Below are 16,649 nucleotides of genomic sequence, written 5' to 3'. Positions count from 1 at the left end.
CCTCAGCTTTCGTATTCTTCCAGATCGTCCTCATCGATCGTCGTATCGCTATAGCCCCTCGTATCGAGCAGCTTCTGAAGCTTCTTGCTGAGCTCGGTCGGGTCGAATTTATGGCCACCGGTGGTGACGATGTACTGCCCGTCGCTGGTGCGCGCGACGCCCCGGCCGCGATGCGGCGACATGCTCCCGGCTGCGAAGCTGCCCGGCGTCAAGGTTCCGTCCTCCTCGACGTTGAGGTGCGTGCGGTCGCTGACCTGGATATTGACCCCCGCGTGCGGGCCGTAGTCAGGGACGTTCCCGTGCAACGAGTTGGTATATTTCAGGAATTCCTGCACCGTTCCGGATGAGAGGTCGAGTTTCTTGCCCGACTCCACCTCCCTCTTCAGTTTCTTGCGAGCTTTGTTCATGCCGTCGAGCTGATCTTCGACAGTATCTTCGTACCTCTTGCGCTTCTTCTTGTTCTTGATTTGCTTGAGGTTGATATCCCGCCGCTTCTTTGTCGCATCGATCAGCCGATCGCTCCAGCGGTAGAGGTCGTCGGCGTCCTCCTTGCCGGTCAGGAACAGGTCGGTGCTGGTCTCGATCGCCTTGTAGGGATGCCGATGCGGGAGCGCGAGATTCTCCTCGGAGGGCTTGAGGTCCGACTGGTCCTCTCCGGTCTGGATCTCGCGGGTGATCGCGCCTAGCCAGTAGGCGGATTTAAAGAAATTTGGCCGTATCTTGGAACCGCTGCTGCTTTTCTTCGGAAACTGCGTCCTGAGCTCGTCGAGGAATTCGTCGCTCGTATATTTGTAGGTCTTCTTCTTGTCGCCCGCCAGCTCCGCGACCCAGCTCTTCCACCCCCGCGCCAGCTCGTCGCCGATCTCGCCTTCGATGTCACTGATCATTTGCTTGGTGAACGCCCCGCCCTTCGTCACATACAAACCTTTGTGGTCGCCGCTGCTGATCTTGATCACGCGCTGGACGCAACCATCGGTCGATCGGAGTTGCATTGGCGCGGCAATCGGGTCCGCCGACCGGGGCGCATCCACCGGGATCGGACTCGCCGCGCGCCTCGCGCTCGCTTCGCCCTGCACGTCCGCCTCGTGCTCGAGCACGGGATCGTCGTTCACCGCGATGCCGCCGACCGCTGTGGTCGGGCGCACGCGACCTTTGGCCTGCTGCACGACATGCCATGCTTCGTGCGCGAGATGGCGCTCCTGGCCGGGAGCTAGATGGATGTCGGCGCCCCGCGCGAAGGCATGGGCGTTGAGCCGCGCCGGCTCCGGCGATCCGTAATGGACGCGCACCCCGTCCATCGACAATCCCGACGCCGCCTCGATCCCTGCCTTGAGCCCGCCCGGTAGCCCGGTCGAACACGGCGCATGATAGATCGGGGCGGCTCCCCGCTCCCCGGCGCGAAGCTGTGCAACCGCGCGGCGGCCCGAGACATCGGCGACCGGGATCCCGTCGATGTCGTGAGCCGGCAGGCGGTGGGCGGGCATCGATGGAACGGCCCTACCCTTCGCCGGACGTGGTGCCGGCAATGGTTCCAGCGCGGGCTTCGCACGTTTGGGAATGGAGCTGCGCATTGGTCCTTCGCCGCCTACACGAAGGGATCGAGCGTGGGTTCGAGCTCGACCGTCGACTCGTTGGTCGCTTCGTCGAAAGCGGTACGGGTGATCACCACGCCGGCGATCCCGTCGGTCGTTGTCACCGCTTGGCCGCGGAAGACAAGGCCGGTCACCTGCTTGGTGAGAACGGGATTCGGCGTACCCATGTAGAGAGGGCTTCCCGGCGGCGTCATGTAGCCGGTCACGTCGGCTTTGAGCGCTTCGATCCTGGCATCATAGGTCGCGATGTCGTCCGCCATGGTGAGCACCTGCGCGAGCGGCGGAGTGACCGGCTTCAATTTCTTCGCCCTCTTCCAGGCCAGCGCGGTATCCATGCCTTTCTTAACGCGCTTCTCGTTCTTCTTTTTCTTCTTCTTCCACCAGTTCGGGTCCGATCGCGTGTCGAAAACCTTCTTCTTCTTCAGCTTACTGCTGTCCGTATCGTATCGTGTCATGCCGGTATTGTCGAAAGCGGCCCATTCCACGCCCCCGCTGCCGTCGGGGCGGCCGAACTGGAGCTCGTCCGGGCGCTCGCGTTTCTTGCTGACGATTGGATTGCCGCTGGTGTCGAGCTGACCTGGGACGATCGGCTTGCTGTTGTAAGTCGTGTCGATTGCGACCGGCGTGCCGGGATAAACCGGATACTGGTAGAAAAAGCCGCCGCCACTGCTCATCATCGGATGCTCGACCTGGGCGCGTTTGATCTGCTCGCCGACAGGCGGATTCTCGATCACGACATTGTACTTGAACTGATCGGTATTCTGGTAGGTGGTGGTGCCGCCCGACGTCGTGGCGGTATCGTGGACCAAGGGTGAATGCTCGAACGGCAGGACGTGGCCGACCGTATGGTTCGGATATTTGTGGTGCGTCCCGAGGTCCATATATTCACGCTGGCTCTCGTCGCGCCCCTGTTCGCTCCAGGTTCCGGTCGTGTCCCGGGTATCGTAATTTCCGGCGAACTGCTCCTGATCGACGTAGATATAGCCGGGCTTGTTCGGGTCGCCCGTGGTGAAGATCTGGAAATCGGCGGTGTTGCTCGACCCGGACTCGCGGAAATAGTGATATCTGCCCCCTTCCTGCAGGATCTGCACGCCTGAAGGCGGCTTGAGCAGGCTATCCGACGGATAGGTGTGAAACCCCTTCGCGATCGGATTGGGCTGCGATGGATTGGGCGCATGGGTCTTGTGGAACTTGACGGCTTGCCGCAGTGCCCGGCCCTGGGTCTGGCTGCGCGGCAGATCCTGCTGGGCGACCGCCCAGCTCCCCCCTTGCTCCACAGTAATCAGATCGGCGAGCAGGCCCACGACATCGCCGTAGACGCGCGTCTTGTCTGATCCCAACTCAGTGTCGAGCAGCGTCTCGTATTGTGGCTTCCACACCAGGCTGCCGCTGGACGCCTCCGTCTTGAGGGCGCTCACCAGCGCCGCCTTGCTTGCGGACGTTGCGCGCTTGCCGCCGATGTCGAGGACGCATTGCGCGACCGCCGGCGTGCCGGCAGCGGCCGGCGGTGGCGCGGGCCTGGACGGGGGCGCCGATATGGTCGCCGTCGCACCGGCCTGCATCGCCCGCGCGCCCATCACGTCCGCTTCCCGCTCCAGCCTCTCCTCGTCGTTGATCGGTACGTCCGCTGCCCTCGTCGTCGGCACCACCTTCCCCTGCGCCTGCTGCACCGCGTGCCATGCCTCGTGCGGCAGGTGCCGTTCCCGGCCCGGCGCGACGTGGATGTCGCTCCCGCGGGTGAAAGCCTGCGCGCCGATCCGCGCCGGCTCGGGCGAGCGATAGTGAACGCGGACCGCATCCATCGACATGCCCGACAATGCCTCGATCCCGGCCTTGAGCGTACCGGGCAGCCCGGTCCGGTCGAGTGCGCGGCGACGCGCCGCATCGGCGATCGGCACGCCGGCGATATCGTACGCCGGGAGGGGTGCCGCCATCCGCTGCACCACCGCCGGGCGCTTCGGCTCGACGCGCGCAATTGCTGCGGCCCGTCCGGCATCGCGTGCAGCAGCGCGCAGGAGGCGGGAGCGCATGGCGCGCCTATTTGATCCGCATGAGATAGACCAGCGCGCACCACCCGGGAGCCGGCACGGTGAGGCTCGCGACCTGGTGATGATGGTTGCCGTCGTTCCACTCGTCGTTATCGCCGGTCAGATCGTAGCGATAGCCGTCCGTGCTGCCCTCGCGCAGGACGATGTTGTTCTGCACGTCGTCCTGCGGAAGCGAGACCTGGGTGGGACTGGTCTCGATCGTACCGCTCTGCCAGCCGCCGACATTATAGTCCGAGCTGCCGCCCGCCTGGTTCACGACCACGTCGTTGCCGGTGCCCAGCACGAACCGGTTGACCAAGTCCGGCGTGGTCATTCCGTTGTAGGGGCTGTCGTCGTCGGTGATCCGCTTGCCGTCGCAATAGGCGAAACCCGGTGGCAGCTGCGCGTCCGGCAGAGGGTACCAGGCGATGACCGTCCCGACAGGCACCGCATAGAGTATTTCCGCCGGCTGGGTCATGCTCATCCACCTGCCTGAGGAGAACGCACCGATACTATATGTCTGCTTCGGCTGCCGGCAAGATCGATCCGATATCGCAGTGCACGCGACGGGGCCAAGTCTCAACCGCTTTCATCTCCATCGGCAACGCACCGAAGCAGGCACGATTCTATTGAATGATGACGAGGACACGACCTCATCGAACCGGTCGCCCGGTTCCATTCTAGGCATTGTGGGACCATAATGCTGGGCGAACCGGCCCAGAGGAGGAGCGCGGATGCGTGCCCATCTACAGCCCAGGCCCAGGGCGGCCGCACCCGGGGGATATAAGCCCGGGGCCGAAGCAGCACAGCGCGCCGTGCCGAGCCTTCAGGGCTTTGGGCCGCACGCCTTGCCCGTGTGGGAAACGGTTGCCGATTATGCTCAGTCGCACGCCTCGGCCCTGGCGCGCACGGCCGCAGCGTCCAACCGCACGGGACTTCCCAATCGGCTGAAGAGCGGCATCGAGACACTGTCGGGCATCGCGCTCGACGACGTTCGCGTGCATCGAGGGTCGCGGCAGCCCGCGGCGATCCAGGCTGAGGCCTATACCTGCGGATCGGAAATCCACCTCGCTCCTGGCGCGGAGCATCATCTCGCACACGAGGCATGGCACGTCGTGCAGCAGAAGCAAGGCCGCGTGCGCCCGACGCTGTCGATCGGCGGCACACCGGTAAACGACGATACCGGGCTGGAACGCGAGGCCGACGTAATGGGTGCGCGCGCCATAGCGTTACCCGATCACGGCACGGCGGCATCGGTGGCTGCGCCGGCGGCCATCGCTACCGCATCGGTCGCCCAGCGCGTGCGCCGCGAGCTCGATCCGCAGGGCAAGTTGACGACCTTGGACAACTTCTTCGCCGCTTGCAACACGCTGCTCGCCCAGATCGACGATCTCAACCTTGAGCCCGAGGAGCTCGACGCGGGGTTTCTCATGGCTGGCGAGGTGATCGAGCAGCGCGAGGCGCTGGAGGCGGCGCTGACACCGCTTCGCCGGATCGCCAGCCCGGAGGATCCCGCAACGATCGCCGCTATTCGCAACCCGACCGACGATGCTCGACGCGCGCAGAACACGCAGATGAGGAAGGCGATCAAAATCTACGCTGGTTTGCGCACCATGCTCAACGATTCCTTCGCTGCACTCACCCGGGCCCGGACCGAACAGGACGAGGCGCTGCGCTCGCAACAAGCGCGCAAGCCGCTGTCGGGCACCAGTACCGGCGGCAAATGGAGTGAGGTGAAGGGCGGACCCAGCAGCTCGAAGACCGTTACCTTTCATCAATATGTGCCCGAGGACGCAGCCACCATCCAGCAGGCGCTTCGCTCGCAGAGGCTGAGCGAGGCCGCCTACATCAAGCGGAAGGCGATGTGGGTCGCCGATCCCACGCGCTACAAGTTGAGCAGCGCCAACGGCAAGGTGCGGATGGAATATACCTTTACCGCGGAGGGCGCGAAAAGCCTGATGGAGGAGTATCTGCTCTGCGCCAGCGGCGATTTCGTCGACGAGAATCCCGAGCCTTGGCGCGGCGAGGCGCAACATCCCGACTATACGCTGTGGAAGCTGAACGAGAGCGGCGCCTACGGCATCGGCGAGCGTCGGCGTCAGCAGCTCGACGCCCATATCGTCAGCATCCGAGCGTTCGACAGCAAGGATCGCGAGATCAAGGCCAAGCCAGCCGAGCGCAATCCGCCGCCGGCTTGGGCGGCGCGGCTCCAGGTGGCAGGCGAGCACGGTGTCGACCAGGCGCTCGTCAATAGCGTCGTCGATTTCCTCGATGAGCATCGCTACGATCCGGGTCGGCCGGTGCTTGTCGTCAACGGCTCGCAATGGACCTGCTACATCCGCTGCGTGCTGCACGCGATCAACCGCATCGGTGACTATGCGCGCGTTCGCTTGGCGCTCGACCAAGCCGGCGTCTTTGTCGGCAGCGGCGTTACGATCGGCACCGACCAGGAGGACCGGGTGATCGCGGCGATCACCGCCGTGACCGGACAACAGTTCCATGTGGCCGCGCGCGACGTGGCGCAGGGAATCACCGAGCAGTCACGCCACCAGGTCGGCATGCGCGTGCCGCTGCTGCTCACCGGCGCGCATTTCAACTTGCTCCAATAGACTCAATCTGAACCGGACCGCAAAATCATTTGATTTTGCAGAATAGTACGTCGTGAGACGAACCGGAACAAACCGAAGATTCGGCCCTGGTAGCGGAGGAGGGACTTGAACCCCCGACACGCGGATTATGATTCCGCTGCTCTAACCAGCTGAGCTACTCCGCCCAGGGCAGGCCGCGCGACATAGGCGGGGGCATCGGCTCGGTCAAGCGAACATGTGACGCGACAACGGCTCCCACGGACCGCCGCGATAATGCCAGGCCGCCAGGCCCGTGATCACGAGCGGCCGGCGGGTGATCTCCGCGGCTAGCTGCGCCCGGAGCGCGCGTGCGTCGGCGGGAGCGGCCTTGTTCTGGACGGTGACGTGTGGGCGCCAGCCGGCGCGATCCTGCGGGATCAGCATCGCGCCGAACGCCTCGGCGAGATCCGCTCGGATCGCCTCAAGTTCCGGCGATTCGACGCGGAGGGCCACGCCGCCGTCCATGGCGAGCACGCCTGCGATCCAGCCACGAGGCGCGCTTTGGCCACGGGTGACCGCGGCGAGGCGCCGCTTGAGCTCCGGCGCCAGATCGGGCGCGAGATGACGGAAGAGCGTCAGATGCGCCGGTACCCGATTGCGGTCCGCCGGATAATGGCGGCGGCGGAGATCATCCAGCCAGGCGAAATCCTGCGTACCGAAGACGGCGGTGACGATGATCGGAGCCAGCGTCGTCACGTCGTCCCGCGCTAAAGACCGAACGCGCGCTTCGGGATGTGCGTGATCCGGCACGCGAGGTCCGCCTCTCCGCTGGCGACGACATAATGGTCGCCCCCATCGACGATACCTGTCGTGAACACGACATTGTCGAGGTACATCAGCGTCTTGAGCGGTTCGGTGAGCGCCGGCGCGGCCTCCAGCAGCGGCGTATGCTCGGACGCGAGCATCTGCGAAGGATCGTCCTTGTCCATCAGCGACCAATAGGTGCGATAGATGCCGACCACGCCGAGCGGCTCGACCCCGTGCCACAGGCTCAGCCAGCCGCGGTCGGTGAGGATCGGCGGCGTGCCCCCGCCCATCCGTGCCGTGGCGACGGTGCCGGAATGCGGGCGGATACCGGGCTTGTCGTAGGGCTTCCAATGCAGGGCGTCGGGCGAGGTCGACAGGTTGATCGACGGTCCCGCCCGCCATTCGCTGCCCGGCGGATAGGCGAAATAGAGATCGCCGAGCGGCCGCGTCTGCGCCCAGTATCTGCCGTCGATCAGGCCCTCGAAGATCAGCATGTCCTTGTTCTGATGGTCGAGGACGATGCCCTCCAGCGTCCAGTCGAGCGCGTCGGCGGAGGTGTAGAGCGTGGTCGAATGCCGCTCGGGACTGACCGAGCAGGTGGTCATCAGGTAGCGATCGCCGACCTTGCTGATCCGCGCGTCCTCCACGCCATAGCATTGATAGGGCTCGCGCGGGTGGATCGCGCGGTCGTAATGGATCGCCTCGACCGCGAGGCCGTCTGACGACAGCTCGACCGGCAGCAGCCAGGACAGCGAGGTCAGCGCCATCACCTTCCACCCGCCGCCGCGCATCATGAACTTGCGCGGGTCGCGCGTGTCGACGAGGTCGAGCGGCCAGGCGTCGAGGACATAGCGACCCTCGACCCAGCGGATCGCGTGGATGTTGCCGGCGCGGATCGGCTCGCGCAGCGCCTCGGCGATCCGCACCACCATCAGCAAATTGCCGTTGGCGAGCCGCGTCAGGCCGGGGTTGAAGGCGCCGAGGACATAGGTCTCGGCTTCGAGATGGCCAGCGAGCGGGGAACGGGCGAGATCGATATCGGCCGGGGTCAGGACCAGCCGGTCGACGGGAAAGCTCATGCCTCCTGCAACCTCGGCACCACCGCCATCTGCATCACCACCGCGCGCCGCGGCTGGGTCAGCATGAAATGGGCCGCGACCGCGATGTCCTCGGCACGCAGCATCTTCTCCTCGTTGATCATCCTCACCTGCTCGTCGGGCGGGATGTCCGGGCTCTGCATGTCGGAACCGGTCATGCCCGGCTCGATCAGCGACACGCGAATGCCTTTCTTCCCCACTTCCTTGGTCAAGGCTTCCGCGAAACCCGCGATGCCCGCCTTGATGCCGGCATAGACGGTGGAGGTCGGCTCGAGCGAATGCGCCGAGGTCGAGCCGATCAGGATGACGTCGCCCTCGCCGATGTGGCGGACCGCGGCGCGCGCGGCGGCGTAATAGGCGGCGAAGTCGGTCGCGACGATATAGTCGAGCTCCTCGGGCGCGGTGTCGACCAGACCTTCGGCGGCGATCGCGGCGTTGATCACGGCGATGTCGAGCCCGCCGAGCCATTTCACCGCCTCGTCGACATAGCGCGCCGGCGCGCCGCGCTCGGCGAGGTCGATGGCGATGCCTTCGCCCTCCCCCACTTCGTTGATGCGCTTCAAGGCATCGTGCAGATGCTCCTCGTTGCGTCCGCAGATGTGGACGCGCGCGCCTTCGGAGGCGAGCAGCACGGCAATGGCGCGGCCGATGCCCTTGCTCCCGCCGGTGACGAGCACGCGCTTGCCCTTGAGGCTGGTGACGGCGGTGTGTGCGTCGGACAGGCTGGTCATTGAGGGAACTCCTTGGAATACCCGCAACGACGGTTCAGGCGGCGACCGGTTCCGCGGAAATCTTGTCGAGCAGGCGATCGATCGCGGCGGTCACCTCCGGCTCGTCGAGCGTGGGGGCGTGGCCGCATTCGGGCACCGTCACCAGCTCGGCGCACCGGCCGAGCCGCAGGATCATCTCGTCGGCCGTCCTCGCACTCAGGATGTCGGAGGTCTCGCCGCGCACCACCAGCACCGGACGGCCCGCGAGCGCATCGAGCGTGCGCCACATGTCCGGCCCCGCCTCGTTCCCCGGCACGCGGAACGGCTCGGCGATCTTCATGTCGTAATCGAGCACGATGCGACCGGCATTGTTGAGCCGGAACAGCCGCTTGGCCATCGCCAGCCAGTCCTCGATCGTGAAGCGCGGGTGGACATCGGCATTGGCCTCGGCGAGCGCACGCGCCGCGTGCATCCAGGTCGGGTGCCAGGCGGCCTTGCCGACATAGCCACGGATGCGCGCAAGGCCGGCCGGATCGAGCTCCGGCCCCACGTCGTTGAGCAGCGCCCCGGCGAGGCGATGACGCTCGGCGCTGGCGAGCAGCATGGTGACGATGCCGCCGAGGGAGGTGCCGAAGGCGACGAACCGCTCGATCGAAAGATGCTCGAGCAGCGCCTCGACATCCTGGAGATAGGTGAGCGGGACGTAGCTCATCGGGTCGGCGGCGTAGCCGCTCTCGCCGCGGCCGCGGAAATCGACCGCGATCACGCGCCACTCGTCCGCGAGTCGCTCGGCGACATTGGCATAGTCGCGCGCGTTGCGCGTGAGGCCGGCGAAGCAGAGGATCGGCGGGCGACCGCTCGCCGCATTCGCCTGGCCATAGTCGCGGTAGTGCAGCCGCACCCCGTCCTTCGACCACCAATAGCCGTCCCGATACCCACCGAGGTTGCGCCGATCCGCCATCGTTCCCCATATCGCCGCATGACCGCCCTCCCGCAACCGGAAGCGACGATCCTCGAGCTCGGGGACGCATTCTACGACCGTGTCGTGCCGGCGCGCTTCCCCGAGACGATCCTGCGCTTCCGCAACGACCGGGCCGCCGCGGCGGTGGGATTGGAATCACTCACCGACGAGCAATGGATCGCCCATTTCGGCCGGTTCGAGCCGATTCCCGGCAGCCTGACCGAACCGCTGGCGCTGCGCTATCACGGGCATCAGTTCCGCGTGTACAATCCCGACATCGGCGACGGGCGGGGCTTCACCTTCGCGCAGCTGCGCGATTCGGCGGGGCGGCTGATGGACCTCGGCACCAAGGGCTCGGGGCAGACGCCGTGGAGCCGCTTCGGCGACGGGCGGCTGACGCTCAAGGGCGGCGTGCGCGAGATCCTGGCGACCGAGATGCTGCAGGCCCTTGGCGTGGAAACCTCGCGCAGCTTCTCACTGGTCGAGACCGGCGAGGCGCTGACCCGGGGCGACGAACCCTCCCCCACCCGCTCGGCGGTGCTGGTACGGCTCAGCCACGGCCATGTCCGCATCGGCACCTTCCAGCGGCTCGCCTATCTCCGCGATGCGGACAACATGCGGCGGCTGGTCGATTATGTGCTGGTCCATCTCCACGGCGAATCGCCCGGCGATCCGGTGCGCCTGCTCGACAATGTCGTCGCCCGCACCGCGCGGCTGGCGGCGAGCTACATGGCGGCGGGATTCGTGCATGGCGTGCTCAACTCCGACAACATCAACGTCACCGGTGAGAGCTTCGACTATGGCCCGTGGCGGTTCGCGGCGACCTGGGACCCGGCCTTCACCGCCGCCTATTTCGACCATGCCGGCCTCTATGCCTTCGGCCGCCAGCCCGAGGCGATCCATTGGGATGCGATGCAGCTCGCCGTGGCGCTGCGCACGATCTGCGATGCTGAGCCGATGATCGCGGCGCTGGAGACCTTTCCCGAACGCTATCAGGCCGAGGTGACGCGGGCGATGTTGTGGCGGCTTGGAATCAAGCCGCGCAATTCGGGCGAGGATCACGCGCTGGTCGAGGCGATCGAGCGTGGCCTTCGCGCGTCCGATATGGGTATCGACACCTTCTTTCACCACAGCTTCGGCGGAGAGGTGCCCTCCGGCGCCGCCTTCGATGAAGCACGTGCCGCTATCGCCGGCTATGAACCGCGCAAGCCGCGCACCGCCTATTGGGATGGTGAGCCCTGCTCGATGCTGATCGATGAGGTCGAGACGATCTGGTCCGCGATCGACCAGCGCGACGACTGGACGCCGCTTCATGCCAAGATCGCCGAGGTCCGGGCGTTCGGCGAGGCGCTTGCGTGACCCTTGGCAATTCCGCCGATTCCCGGCAGGAGACGGTGATGGCCGGCCAAGAGATCGTCTCCACCGAACCCGCAACCGGCGCCGTGTTGTGGCGGCGCACCCCGAGCGATGTCGATGCCGAAGTGGAACGCGCCCGCGCGAGCTGGGCCGAATGGGCGGCGCGTCCGCACGCCTACCGCGTCGAGACGCTGCGCCGCTTCGCCAACGTCGTGCGCGGCAGGCTTGACGCCTTTGCCGATCTGATCGCCCGCGAGACCGGCAAGCCGCTGTGGGAGGCGCGCACCGAGGTCGAGACCGTGATCAACAAGGTAGACATCTCGATCAACGCCTATTCCGAGCGCACCGGCCAGCGCCGCAGCGAGGGCGCGATGGGCGCCCGCACCGCGCTGCGCCACAAGCCGCATGGCGTGCTGGCGGTGCTCGGCCCCTATAATTTTCCGGCACACCTGCCCAACGGCCACATCGTCCCGGCCTTGCTCGCAGGCAACGCGGTGGTGTTCAAGCCGTCGGAGAAGACGCCCGCTACAGGCGAGTTCCTGGTCGGATGCTATCACGCCGCGGGCGTGCCCGAAGGCTGCGCGCGGCTGGTGATCGGCGGGCCGGACGAGGGCAAGGCGCTCGCCGCGCACGACGGCATCGACGGGCTGCTGTTCACCGGCTCGGCGCGCACCGGCCTGGCGCTCAACCGCGCCTTCGCCGACAAGCCCGAGAAGATCCTGGCGCTGGAGATGGGGGGCAACAACCCGATCCTGGTGTGGGACACGCCCGACCTCTATTCCGCCGCGGTGCTGGTGGTACAGTCCGCCTTCACCACCGCCGGCCAGCGATGCACCGCCGCGCGCCGGCTGATCGTCGACGAGAAGCTTGCGGAGCCGCTGCTCGCCGAGCTCACGAAGCTCGCCGGCCGCCTGATCATCGGCGAGCCGCACGCCGATCCGCAGCCCTTCATGGGTCCGGTGATCGACAATGACACCGCCGACATGCTGACCGAGAGTTTCCTCGCGCTCTCGGCGATGGGCGGGCGGCCGCTGCGCTACATGGAGCGGCCGATCGAGGGGCGTCCGTTCCTGACCCCCGGCATCGTCGACACGACCGAGGCGAAGGAGCGGCCCGACGTCGAGCTGTTCGGCCCGGTCCTGCAGGTGATCCGCGCGACCGACTTCGACGAAGCGATCGCCGAGGCCAACGCCACCCGCTACGGCCTCTCCGCGTCGCTGATCAGTCAGGACCCGGCGCTCTACGACCGTTTCTGGGCCAATATCCGCGCCGGCATCGTCAACTGGAACAAGCCGACCAACGGCGCCAGCTCGGCCGCGCCGTTCGGCGGCATCGGCTGGTCGGGCAATCACCGCCCCAGCGCCTATTACGCCGCCGACTATTGCGCCTATCCGGTGGCGTCGAACGAGGCCGATCAGGCACGCGCCGCGATCGGGATCGGCCTCAGGGACGCATAGCGCAAAGCTCGGCTAGGCTGACCTCAAGCATCCCTGCGTTGCCGCCGGCGCCGCGTCGGCCCATCTGCCCGCCATATGGCGACGCTACTCGACCCCAACGCGCGCGGGCGCGTGATCCTCGTCGGTGCCGGCCCCGGCGACCCGGGGCTGCTCACCATTCGCGCCGTCCAGGCGCTGCGCCAGGCCGACGTCGTCGTGCACGACGGCCTCATCGACCTGCGCGTGCTCGACATGGCGCCGCCCCACGCGCACCGCATCTCGGTCGCCAAGCGCCGCGCCCGGCACACGCTGCCGCAGGAATCGATCAACGCGCTGATCATCGCCCATGTGAAAGCCGGCGCGATCGTCGTGCGCCTGAAGGGCGGCGACCCCTTCGTCTTCGGCCGCGGCGGCGAGGAAGTGGAGGCGGTGCGCGCCGCCGGCCTGCCTGTCGAGGTGATCCCCGGCGTCTCCGCAGCGCTCGGCTGCGCGGCCGAGGCGATGCTGCCGCTCACCCATCGCGACTGGTCGAGCGCGGTCAGCTTCGTCGCCGGCCAGTGCAAGGGGCTCAAGGACCAGGACTGGTCGGGTCTGGCCGGCAAGGGGCGCACGCTCGTCATCTACATGGGCGTCGCGACCTGCCCCGACATCGCGGACAAGCTGATGGCCGACGGCGTCGCGCCCGACATGCCGGTAGCGGTGCTCGAGAAGGGTACGCTCGACGGGCACCGCGCGCTGCGGACCCTGCTCGCGGACCTCGGCGCGATGGTCGCGCGCGAGAAGGTCAAGAGCCCGGCGATCATCGTCGTCGGCGAGGTGGTGATGCTCGCGGACGCAGAGGACAAGATGGCCGCCTGGTCCAAGGCCGCGGAGGCGCTTGCGTGAAGATCCTGACCGGAAACGACCTGCGTACCGGCGCGGTGATCTGGTGGACCGGCGAAGGCTGGTCGATCCATGTCGAGGACGCCGTCGACGTCGGCGAGCATGGCGAGGCGATCGCCGGCGAGGAGGACGCCGCACGCCGCGTCAACGCCCCAGCGGTCATCGACGGCACGATGACGCCGGAGGGTCCCCGCCCCGCGCACATCAAGGACCGCATCCGCGCGCTCGGCCCGACCGTCCGCCCCGATCTCACGCTCAAACCCGCCGATCCGAATGCCGGGAGTTGGGTGATATGAACTCCATCCGTCACCCCGGCGAAAGCCGGGGTCTCCCTCCACACGCCGTACGCTTGCGGCACGAGATCCCGGCCTTCGCCGGGATGACGAGGTAAGCCATGTACCGCTACGACCAGTACGACCAGGCGATCGTCGACGCGCGCGTCGAGGAGTTCCGCGACCAGGTCGCCCGCCGCATCGCCGGGGCGATGAACGACGACCAGTTCAAGCCGCTCCGGCTCAAGAACGGCCTCTACCTCCAGCTCCACGCCTATATGCTGCGCGTCGCCATCCCCTATGGCACGCTCGACTCGCGCCAGATGCGCAAGCTCGCGCACGTCGCGCGGCGCTACGACCGCGGCTACGGGCATTTCACGACGCGCCAGAACATCCAGTACAACTGGATCAAGCTGGAGGAAGCGCCCGACATCCTCGCCGAGCTCGCCACGGTCGAGATGCACGCGATCCAGACCTCGGGCGAGAGCATCCGCAACATCTCGGCCGACCAGTACGCCGGCGCCGCCGCGGACGAGATCTGCGATCCCCGCCCCTGGGCCGAGCTGCTGCGCCAGGCGAGCACCTTCCATCCCGAGTTCAGCTATCTGCCGCGCAAGTTCAAGATCGCGGTGATCGCCGCCGACGAGGACCGCGCAGCGCTGCGCTGGCACGACTTCGCGCTGCGCATCGTCCGGAACGAGGCGGGCGAGCAGGGCTTCGAGGTGTTCGCCGGCGGCGGCATGGGCCGCACGCCAATCATCGCCTATCGCATCCGCGAATTCCTGCCGGCCGGACAGATCTTCTCCTATCTCCAGGCGGTGCTGCGCGTCTGGAACCGCCACGCCCGCCGCGACAACATCCACAAGCAGCGGATGAAGATCCTCGTCCACGAGCTCGGCGAGGAGGAATTCCGCCGCCAGGTCGAGGAGGAGTTCCGGCACTTCCTGACGCTCGCCACCGATTTCCCCCAGGCCGAGTACGACCGGATCGCCGCCTATTTCGCGCCGCCGCCGTTCGAGACCGGGCTGTCGGACGAGATCGACCGTTCCGACCCCGAGTTCGCGCTCTGGGCCGATCGCCAGACCATCCGCCACAAGGCGCCGGGCTATGCCATCGTCAACATCAGCCTGAAGCCGATCGGCGGCATCCCCGGCGACATCTCGGCCGAGCAGATGGAGGTCGTCGCCGACCTCGCCGAGCGCTACAGCTTCGACGAGCTCCGCGCGACCCACGCGCAGAACCTGGTGCTGCCGCACGTCCGCAAGACCGACCTCCATACCGTCTGGCAGGCGCTCGACGCGGCTGGGCTGGCGAACGTCAACCTCGACCTGGTGACCGACATCATCGCCTGCCCCGGGCTCGACTATTGCAGCCTCGCCAACGCCCGCTCGATCCCGGTCGCGCAGAAGATCGCGCAGCGTTTCGTCGACATGGACCGCCAGCTCGAGCTGGGCGAGCTCAAGATCAAGATCTCGGGCTGCATCAACGCCTGCGGCCACCACCATGCCGGCCACATCGGCATCCTCGGCGTGGATCGTAAGGGCACCGAGAACTACCAGCTGCTGCTCGGCGGCTCCGGCGCAGAGGATACGTCGCAGGCCAAGATCACTGGTCCCGGCTTCGACGAGGACGGGGTGGTGGACGCGGTGGAGCGGGCGACCAGCGTCTACCTCCGCGAGCGCACCGAGGGCGAGCGTTTCCTCGACACCTACCGTCGCATCGGCCTGGAACCGTTCAAGGAGGCGATCTATGGTTGAGAACAACCTCCGCTTCCGCGACGATCCCGTGCACGAGGAGCCCGCGGTCTCGATCGACGCTTTCCTCGGTCAGTCCAATGCTACCGCCGTCCGCATCGAGGCGGGCGAGGACGCGCGACTGCTGATTCCGCATCTCGATCGGCTGGCGCTGGTCGAGATCGACTTCCCCCGCTTCCGCGACGGGCGCGGCTACAGCTCGGCGCGAATCCTGCGCGAGGCCGGGTACACGGGCGAGATCCGTGCGTCGGGCGACGTGCTGGTCGATCAGATGCTGTTCATGCGCCGCTGCGGCTTCGACAGCTTCGCGCCCAACGCGCCGATCGATCCCGAGGTGCTCGACGCCGCGCTCAACCGCTACGGCTATGTCTATCAGCACGCCGCCGACGACGCGGTGCCGGTGTGGAAGCTCCGTCATGGCTGAAGCCGCGCGCAAGCTCGACCGCATCGACCTGACGCCGCGCTGGACCGCGGCCGATGCGGTGCGGCTCAACAACATGTTCCGCGGCACCGACACGCCGGCGATGCTGCGTACGCTGCTTTCCGAGCACATGCTGGGCGAGGTCGCGCTGGTCTCGTCCTTCGGCACCGAATCGGCGGTGCTGCTGCACCTCGTCGCCAGCATCGATCCGTCGGTACCGGTGCTGTTCCTCGATACCGGCAAGCATTTCCCGGAAACGCTCGCCTATCGTGACGAGCTCGCCGGGCGCCTGGGCCTGACCGATCTTCGCATCCTCACGCCCGACGCGGCCGATCTGGCCGCCCGGGACGATGCCGGCCTGCGCTGGTCCTACGATCCCGACGGCTGCTGCGAGCTGCGCAAGGTCAAGCCGCTGGAGAAGGCGCTTGGCCGTTTCGACGCCAGCATCACCGGCCGCAAGGCCTTCCAGGCGAGCACCCGCGCCGCCCTGCCCCGCTTCGAGCTCGACGGCGACCAGCTGAAGGTGAATCCGCTCGCAAGCTGGACCAAGGCCGACATCGACACCTATTTCGCCGAACACGACCTCCCTCGCCATCCGCTGGAGGCCGAAGGCTATGCCTCGATCGGCTGTGCCCCCTGCACCAGCAAGGTGAAGCCGGGCGAGGACCCGCGCGCCGGCCGCTGGCGGGGTTGGGAAAAGACCGAGTGCGGCATCCACACCCCGGTCGAGGACGGCGATCCTGAGCAGCCGTCGTTCTAGCTAGCTC

15 protein-coding genes and 1 tRNA gene are annotated in these 16,649 nt (G+C 66.9%); 8 read left to right on the top strand and 8 right to left on the bottom strand.

The genetic code is table 11. From position 1 onward, the window contains the following. Positions 1 to 2: 2 nt before the first annotated feature. The 3 genes from ACMGER_RS08755 to ACMGER_RS08745 form a co-directional block, all read right to left on the bottom strand. A complete protein-coding gene (locus tag ACMGER_RS08755) occupies positions 3 to 1,484 on the bottom strand; it encodes an eCIS core domain-containing protein (RefSeq protein WP_436811771.1) in 1,482 nt (493 codons plus the stop codon). A 101-nt stretch (positions 1,485 to 1,585) separates the two neighbouring features. Then, a complete protein-coding gene (locus ACMGER_RS08750; protein WP_436811770.1) occupies positions 1,586 to 3,622 on the bottom strand; it encodes an eCIS core domain-containing protein in 2,037 nt (678 codons plus the stop codon). A gap of 7 nt (positions 3,623 to 3,629) precedes the next feature. Further along, positions 3,630 to 4,103, bottom strand: coding sequence for a hypothetical protein (locus ACMGER_RS08745; RefSeq protein ID WP_436811769.1), 474 nt, complete (start codon positions 4,101 to 4,103; stop codon positions 3,630 to 3,632). A gap of 331 nt (positions 4,104 to 4,434) precedes the next feature. Here ACMGER_RS08745 and ACMGER_RS08740 point away from each other — a divergent pair, with 331 nt between their 5' ends. Then, complete coding sequence (locus ACMGER_RS08740) at positions 4,435 to 6,228, top strand: eCIS core domain-containing protein (protein ID WP_436811768.1); 1,794 nt, start codon at positions 4,435 to 4,437, stop codon at positions 6,226 to 6,228. A gap of 87 nt (positions 6,229 to 6,315) precedes the next feature. On the opposite strand, the gene ACMGER_RS08735 is transcribed toward ACMGER_RS08740, so the two are convergent. From ACMGER_RS08735 to ACMGER_RS08715, 5 genes are all read right to left on the bottom strand, one after another. Beyond that, a tRNA-Met gene (locus tag ACMGER_RS08735) sits at positions 6,316 to 6,392 on the bottom strand. A gap of 40 nt (positions 6,393 to 6,432) precedes the next feature. Then, on the bottom strand, positions 6,433 to 6,942 hold the full coding sequence (locus ACMGER_RS08730) for a 2'-5' RNA ligase family protein (protein ID WP_436811767.1): 510 nt from the start codon (positions 6,940 to 6,942) through the stop codon (positions 6,433 to 6,435). 11 nt (positions 6,943 to 6,953) lie between these two features. Continuing rightward, entirely contained in the window at positions 6,954 to 8,072 is a 1,119-nt protein-coding gene (locus tag ACMGER_RS08725; protein ID WP_436811766.1) for a glycoside hydrolase family 130 protein, read from the bottom strand. Then, the gene (locus ACMGER_RS08720) at positions 8,069 to 8,821 is read right to left on the bottom strand and encodes an SDR family oxidoreductase (protein ID WP_436811765.1); all 753 of its coding nucleotides are present in this window, start codon (positions 8,819 to 8,821) and stop codon (positions 8,069 to 8,071) included. The genes ACMGER_RS08725 and ACMGER_RS08720 overlap by 4 nt, the downstream gene beginning before the upstream one ends. 34 nt (positions 8,822 to 8,855) lie before the next feature. After that, positions 8,856 to 9,761: an alpha/beta fold hydrolase gene (locus ACMGER_RS08715; protein WP_436811764.1), complete on the bottom strand. Its 906-nt coding sequence runs from the start codon at positions 9,759 to 9,761 to the stop codon at positions 8,856 to 8,858. Between the two features lie 18 nt (positions 9,762 to 9,779). On the opposite strand from ACMGER_RS08715, the gene ACMGER_RS08710 reads away from it, so the two are divergent. From ACMGER_RS08710 to ACMGER_RS08680, 7 genes are all read left to right on the top strand, one after another. Further along, positions 9,780 to 11,120, top strand: a complete 1,341-nt coding sequence (locus tag ACMGER_RS08710; RefSeq protein ID WP_436811763.1) for a protein adenylyltransferase SelO family protein — start codon at positions 9,780 to 9,782, stop codon at positions 11,118 to 11,120. A gap of 38 nt (positions 11,121 to 11,158) precedes the next feature. After that, the gene (gene astD / locus ACMGER_RS08705) at positions 11,159 to 12,574 is read left to right on the top strand and encodes a succinylglutamate-semialdehyde dehydrogenase (RefSeq protein WP_436811762.1); all 1,416 of its coding nucleotides are present in this window, start codon (positions 11,159 to 11,161) and stop codon (positions 12,572 to 12,574) included. A gap of 75 nt (positions 12,575 to 12,649) precedes the next feature. Continuing rightward, entirely contained in the window at positions 12,650 to 13,438 is a 789-nt protein-coding gene (gene cobA, locus ACMGER_RS08700; protein WP_436811761.1) for a uroporphyrinogen-III C-methyltransferase, read from the top strand. Next, positions 13,435 to 13,731 carry a DUF2849 domain-containing protein gene (locus ACMGER_RS08695; protein WP_436811760.1) on the top strand — a complete coding sequence of 99 codons (297 nt, stop codon included), beginning with the start codon at positions 13,435 to 13,437 and terminating at the stop codon, positions 13,729 to 13,731. The genes cobA and ACMGER_RS08695 overlap by 4 nt, the downstream gene beginning before the upstream one ends. Positions 13,732 to 13,829: 98 nt before the next feature. After that, positions 13,830 to 15,464: a nitrite/sulfite reductase gene (locus ACMGER_RS08690; RefSeq protein ID WP_436811759.1), complete on the top strand. Its 1,635-nt coding sequence runs from the start codon at positions 13,830 to 13,832 to the stop codon at positions 15,462 to 15,464. Then, the gene (locus ACMGER_RS08685) at positions 15,457 to 15,885 is read left to right on the top strand and encodes a DUF934 domain-containing protein (RefSeq protein WP_436811758.1); all 429 of its coding nucleotides are present in this window, start codon (positions 15,457 to 15,459) and stop codon (positions 15,883 to 15,885) included. Before ACMGER_RS08690 ends, ACMGER_RS08685 begins: the two co-directional genes overlap by 8 nt. Further along, positions 15,878 to 16,642, top strand: a complete 765-nt coding sequence (locus ACMGER_RS08680) for a phosphoadenylyl-sulfate reductase (RefSeq protein WP_436811757.1) — start codon at positions 15,878 to 15,880, stop codon at positions 16,640 to 16,642. The genes ACMGER_RS08685 and ACMGER_RS08680 overlap by 8 nt, the downstream gene beginning before the upstream one ends. Positions 16,643 to 16,649 lie beyond the last annotated feature (7 nt).

This window comes from Sphingomonas astragali, from assembly GCF_051400615.1.
Taxonomy (GTDB): domain Bacteria; phylum Pseudomonadota; class Alphaproteobacteria; order Sphingomonadales; family Sphingomonadaceae; genus Sphingomonas.
This window is presented reverse-complemented; position numbering and strand designations above follow the sequence as displayed.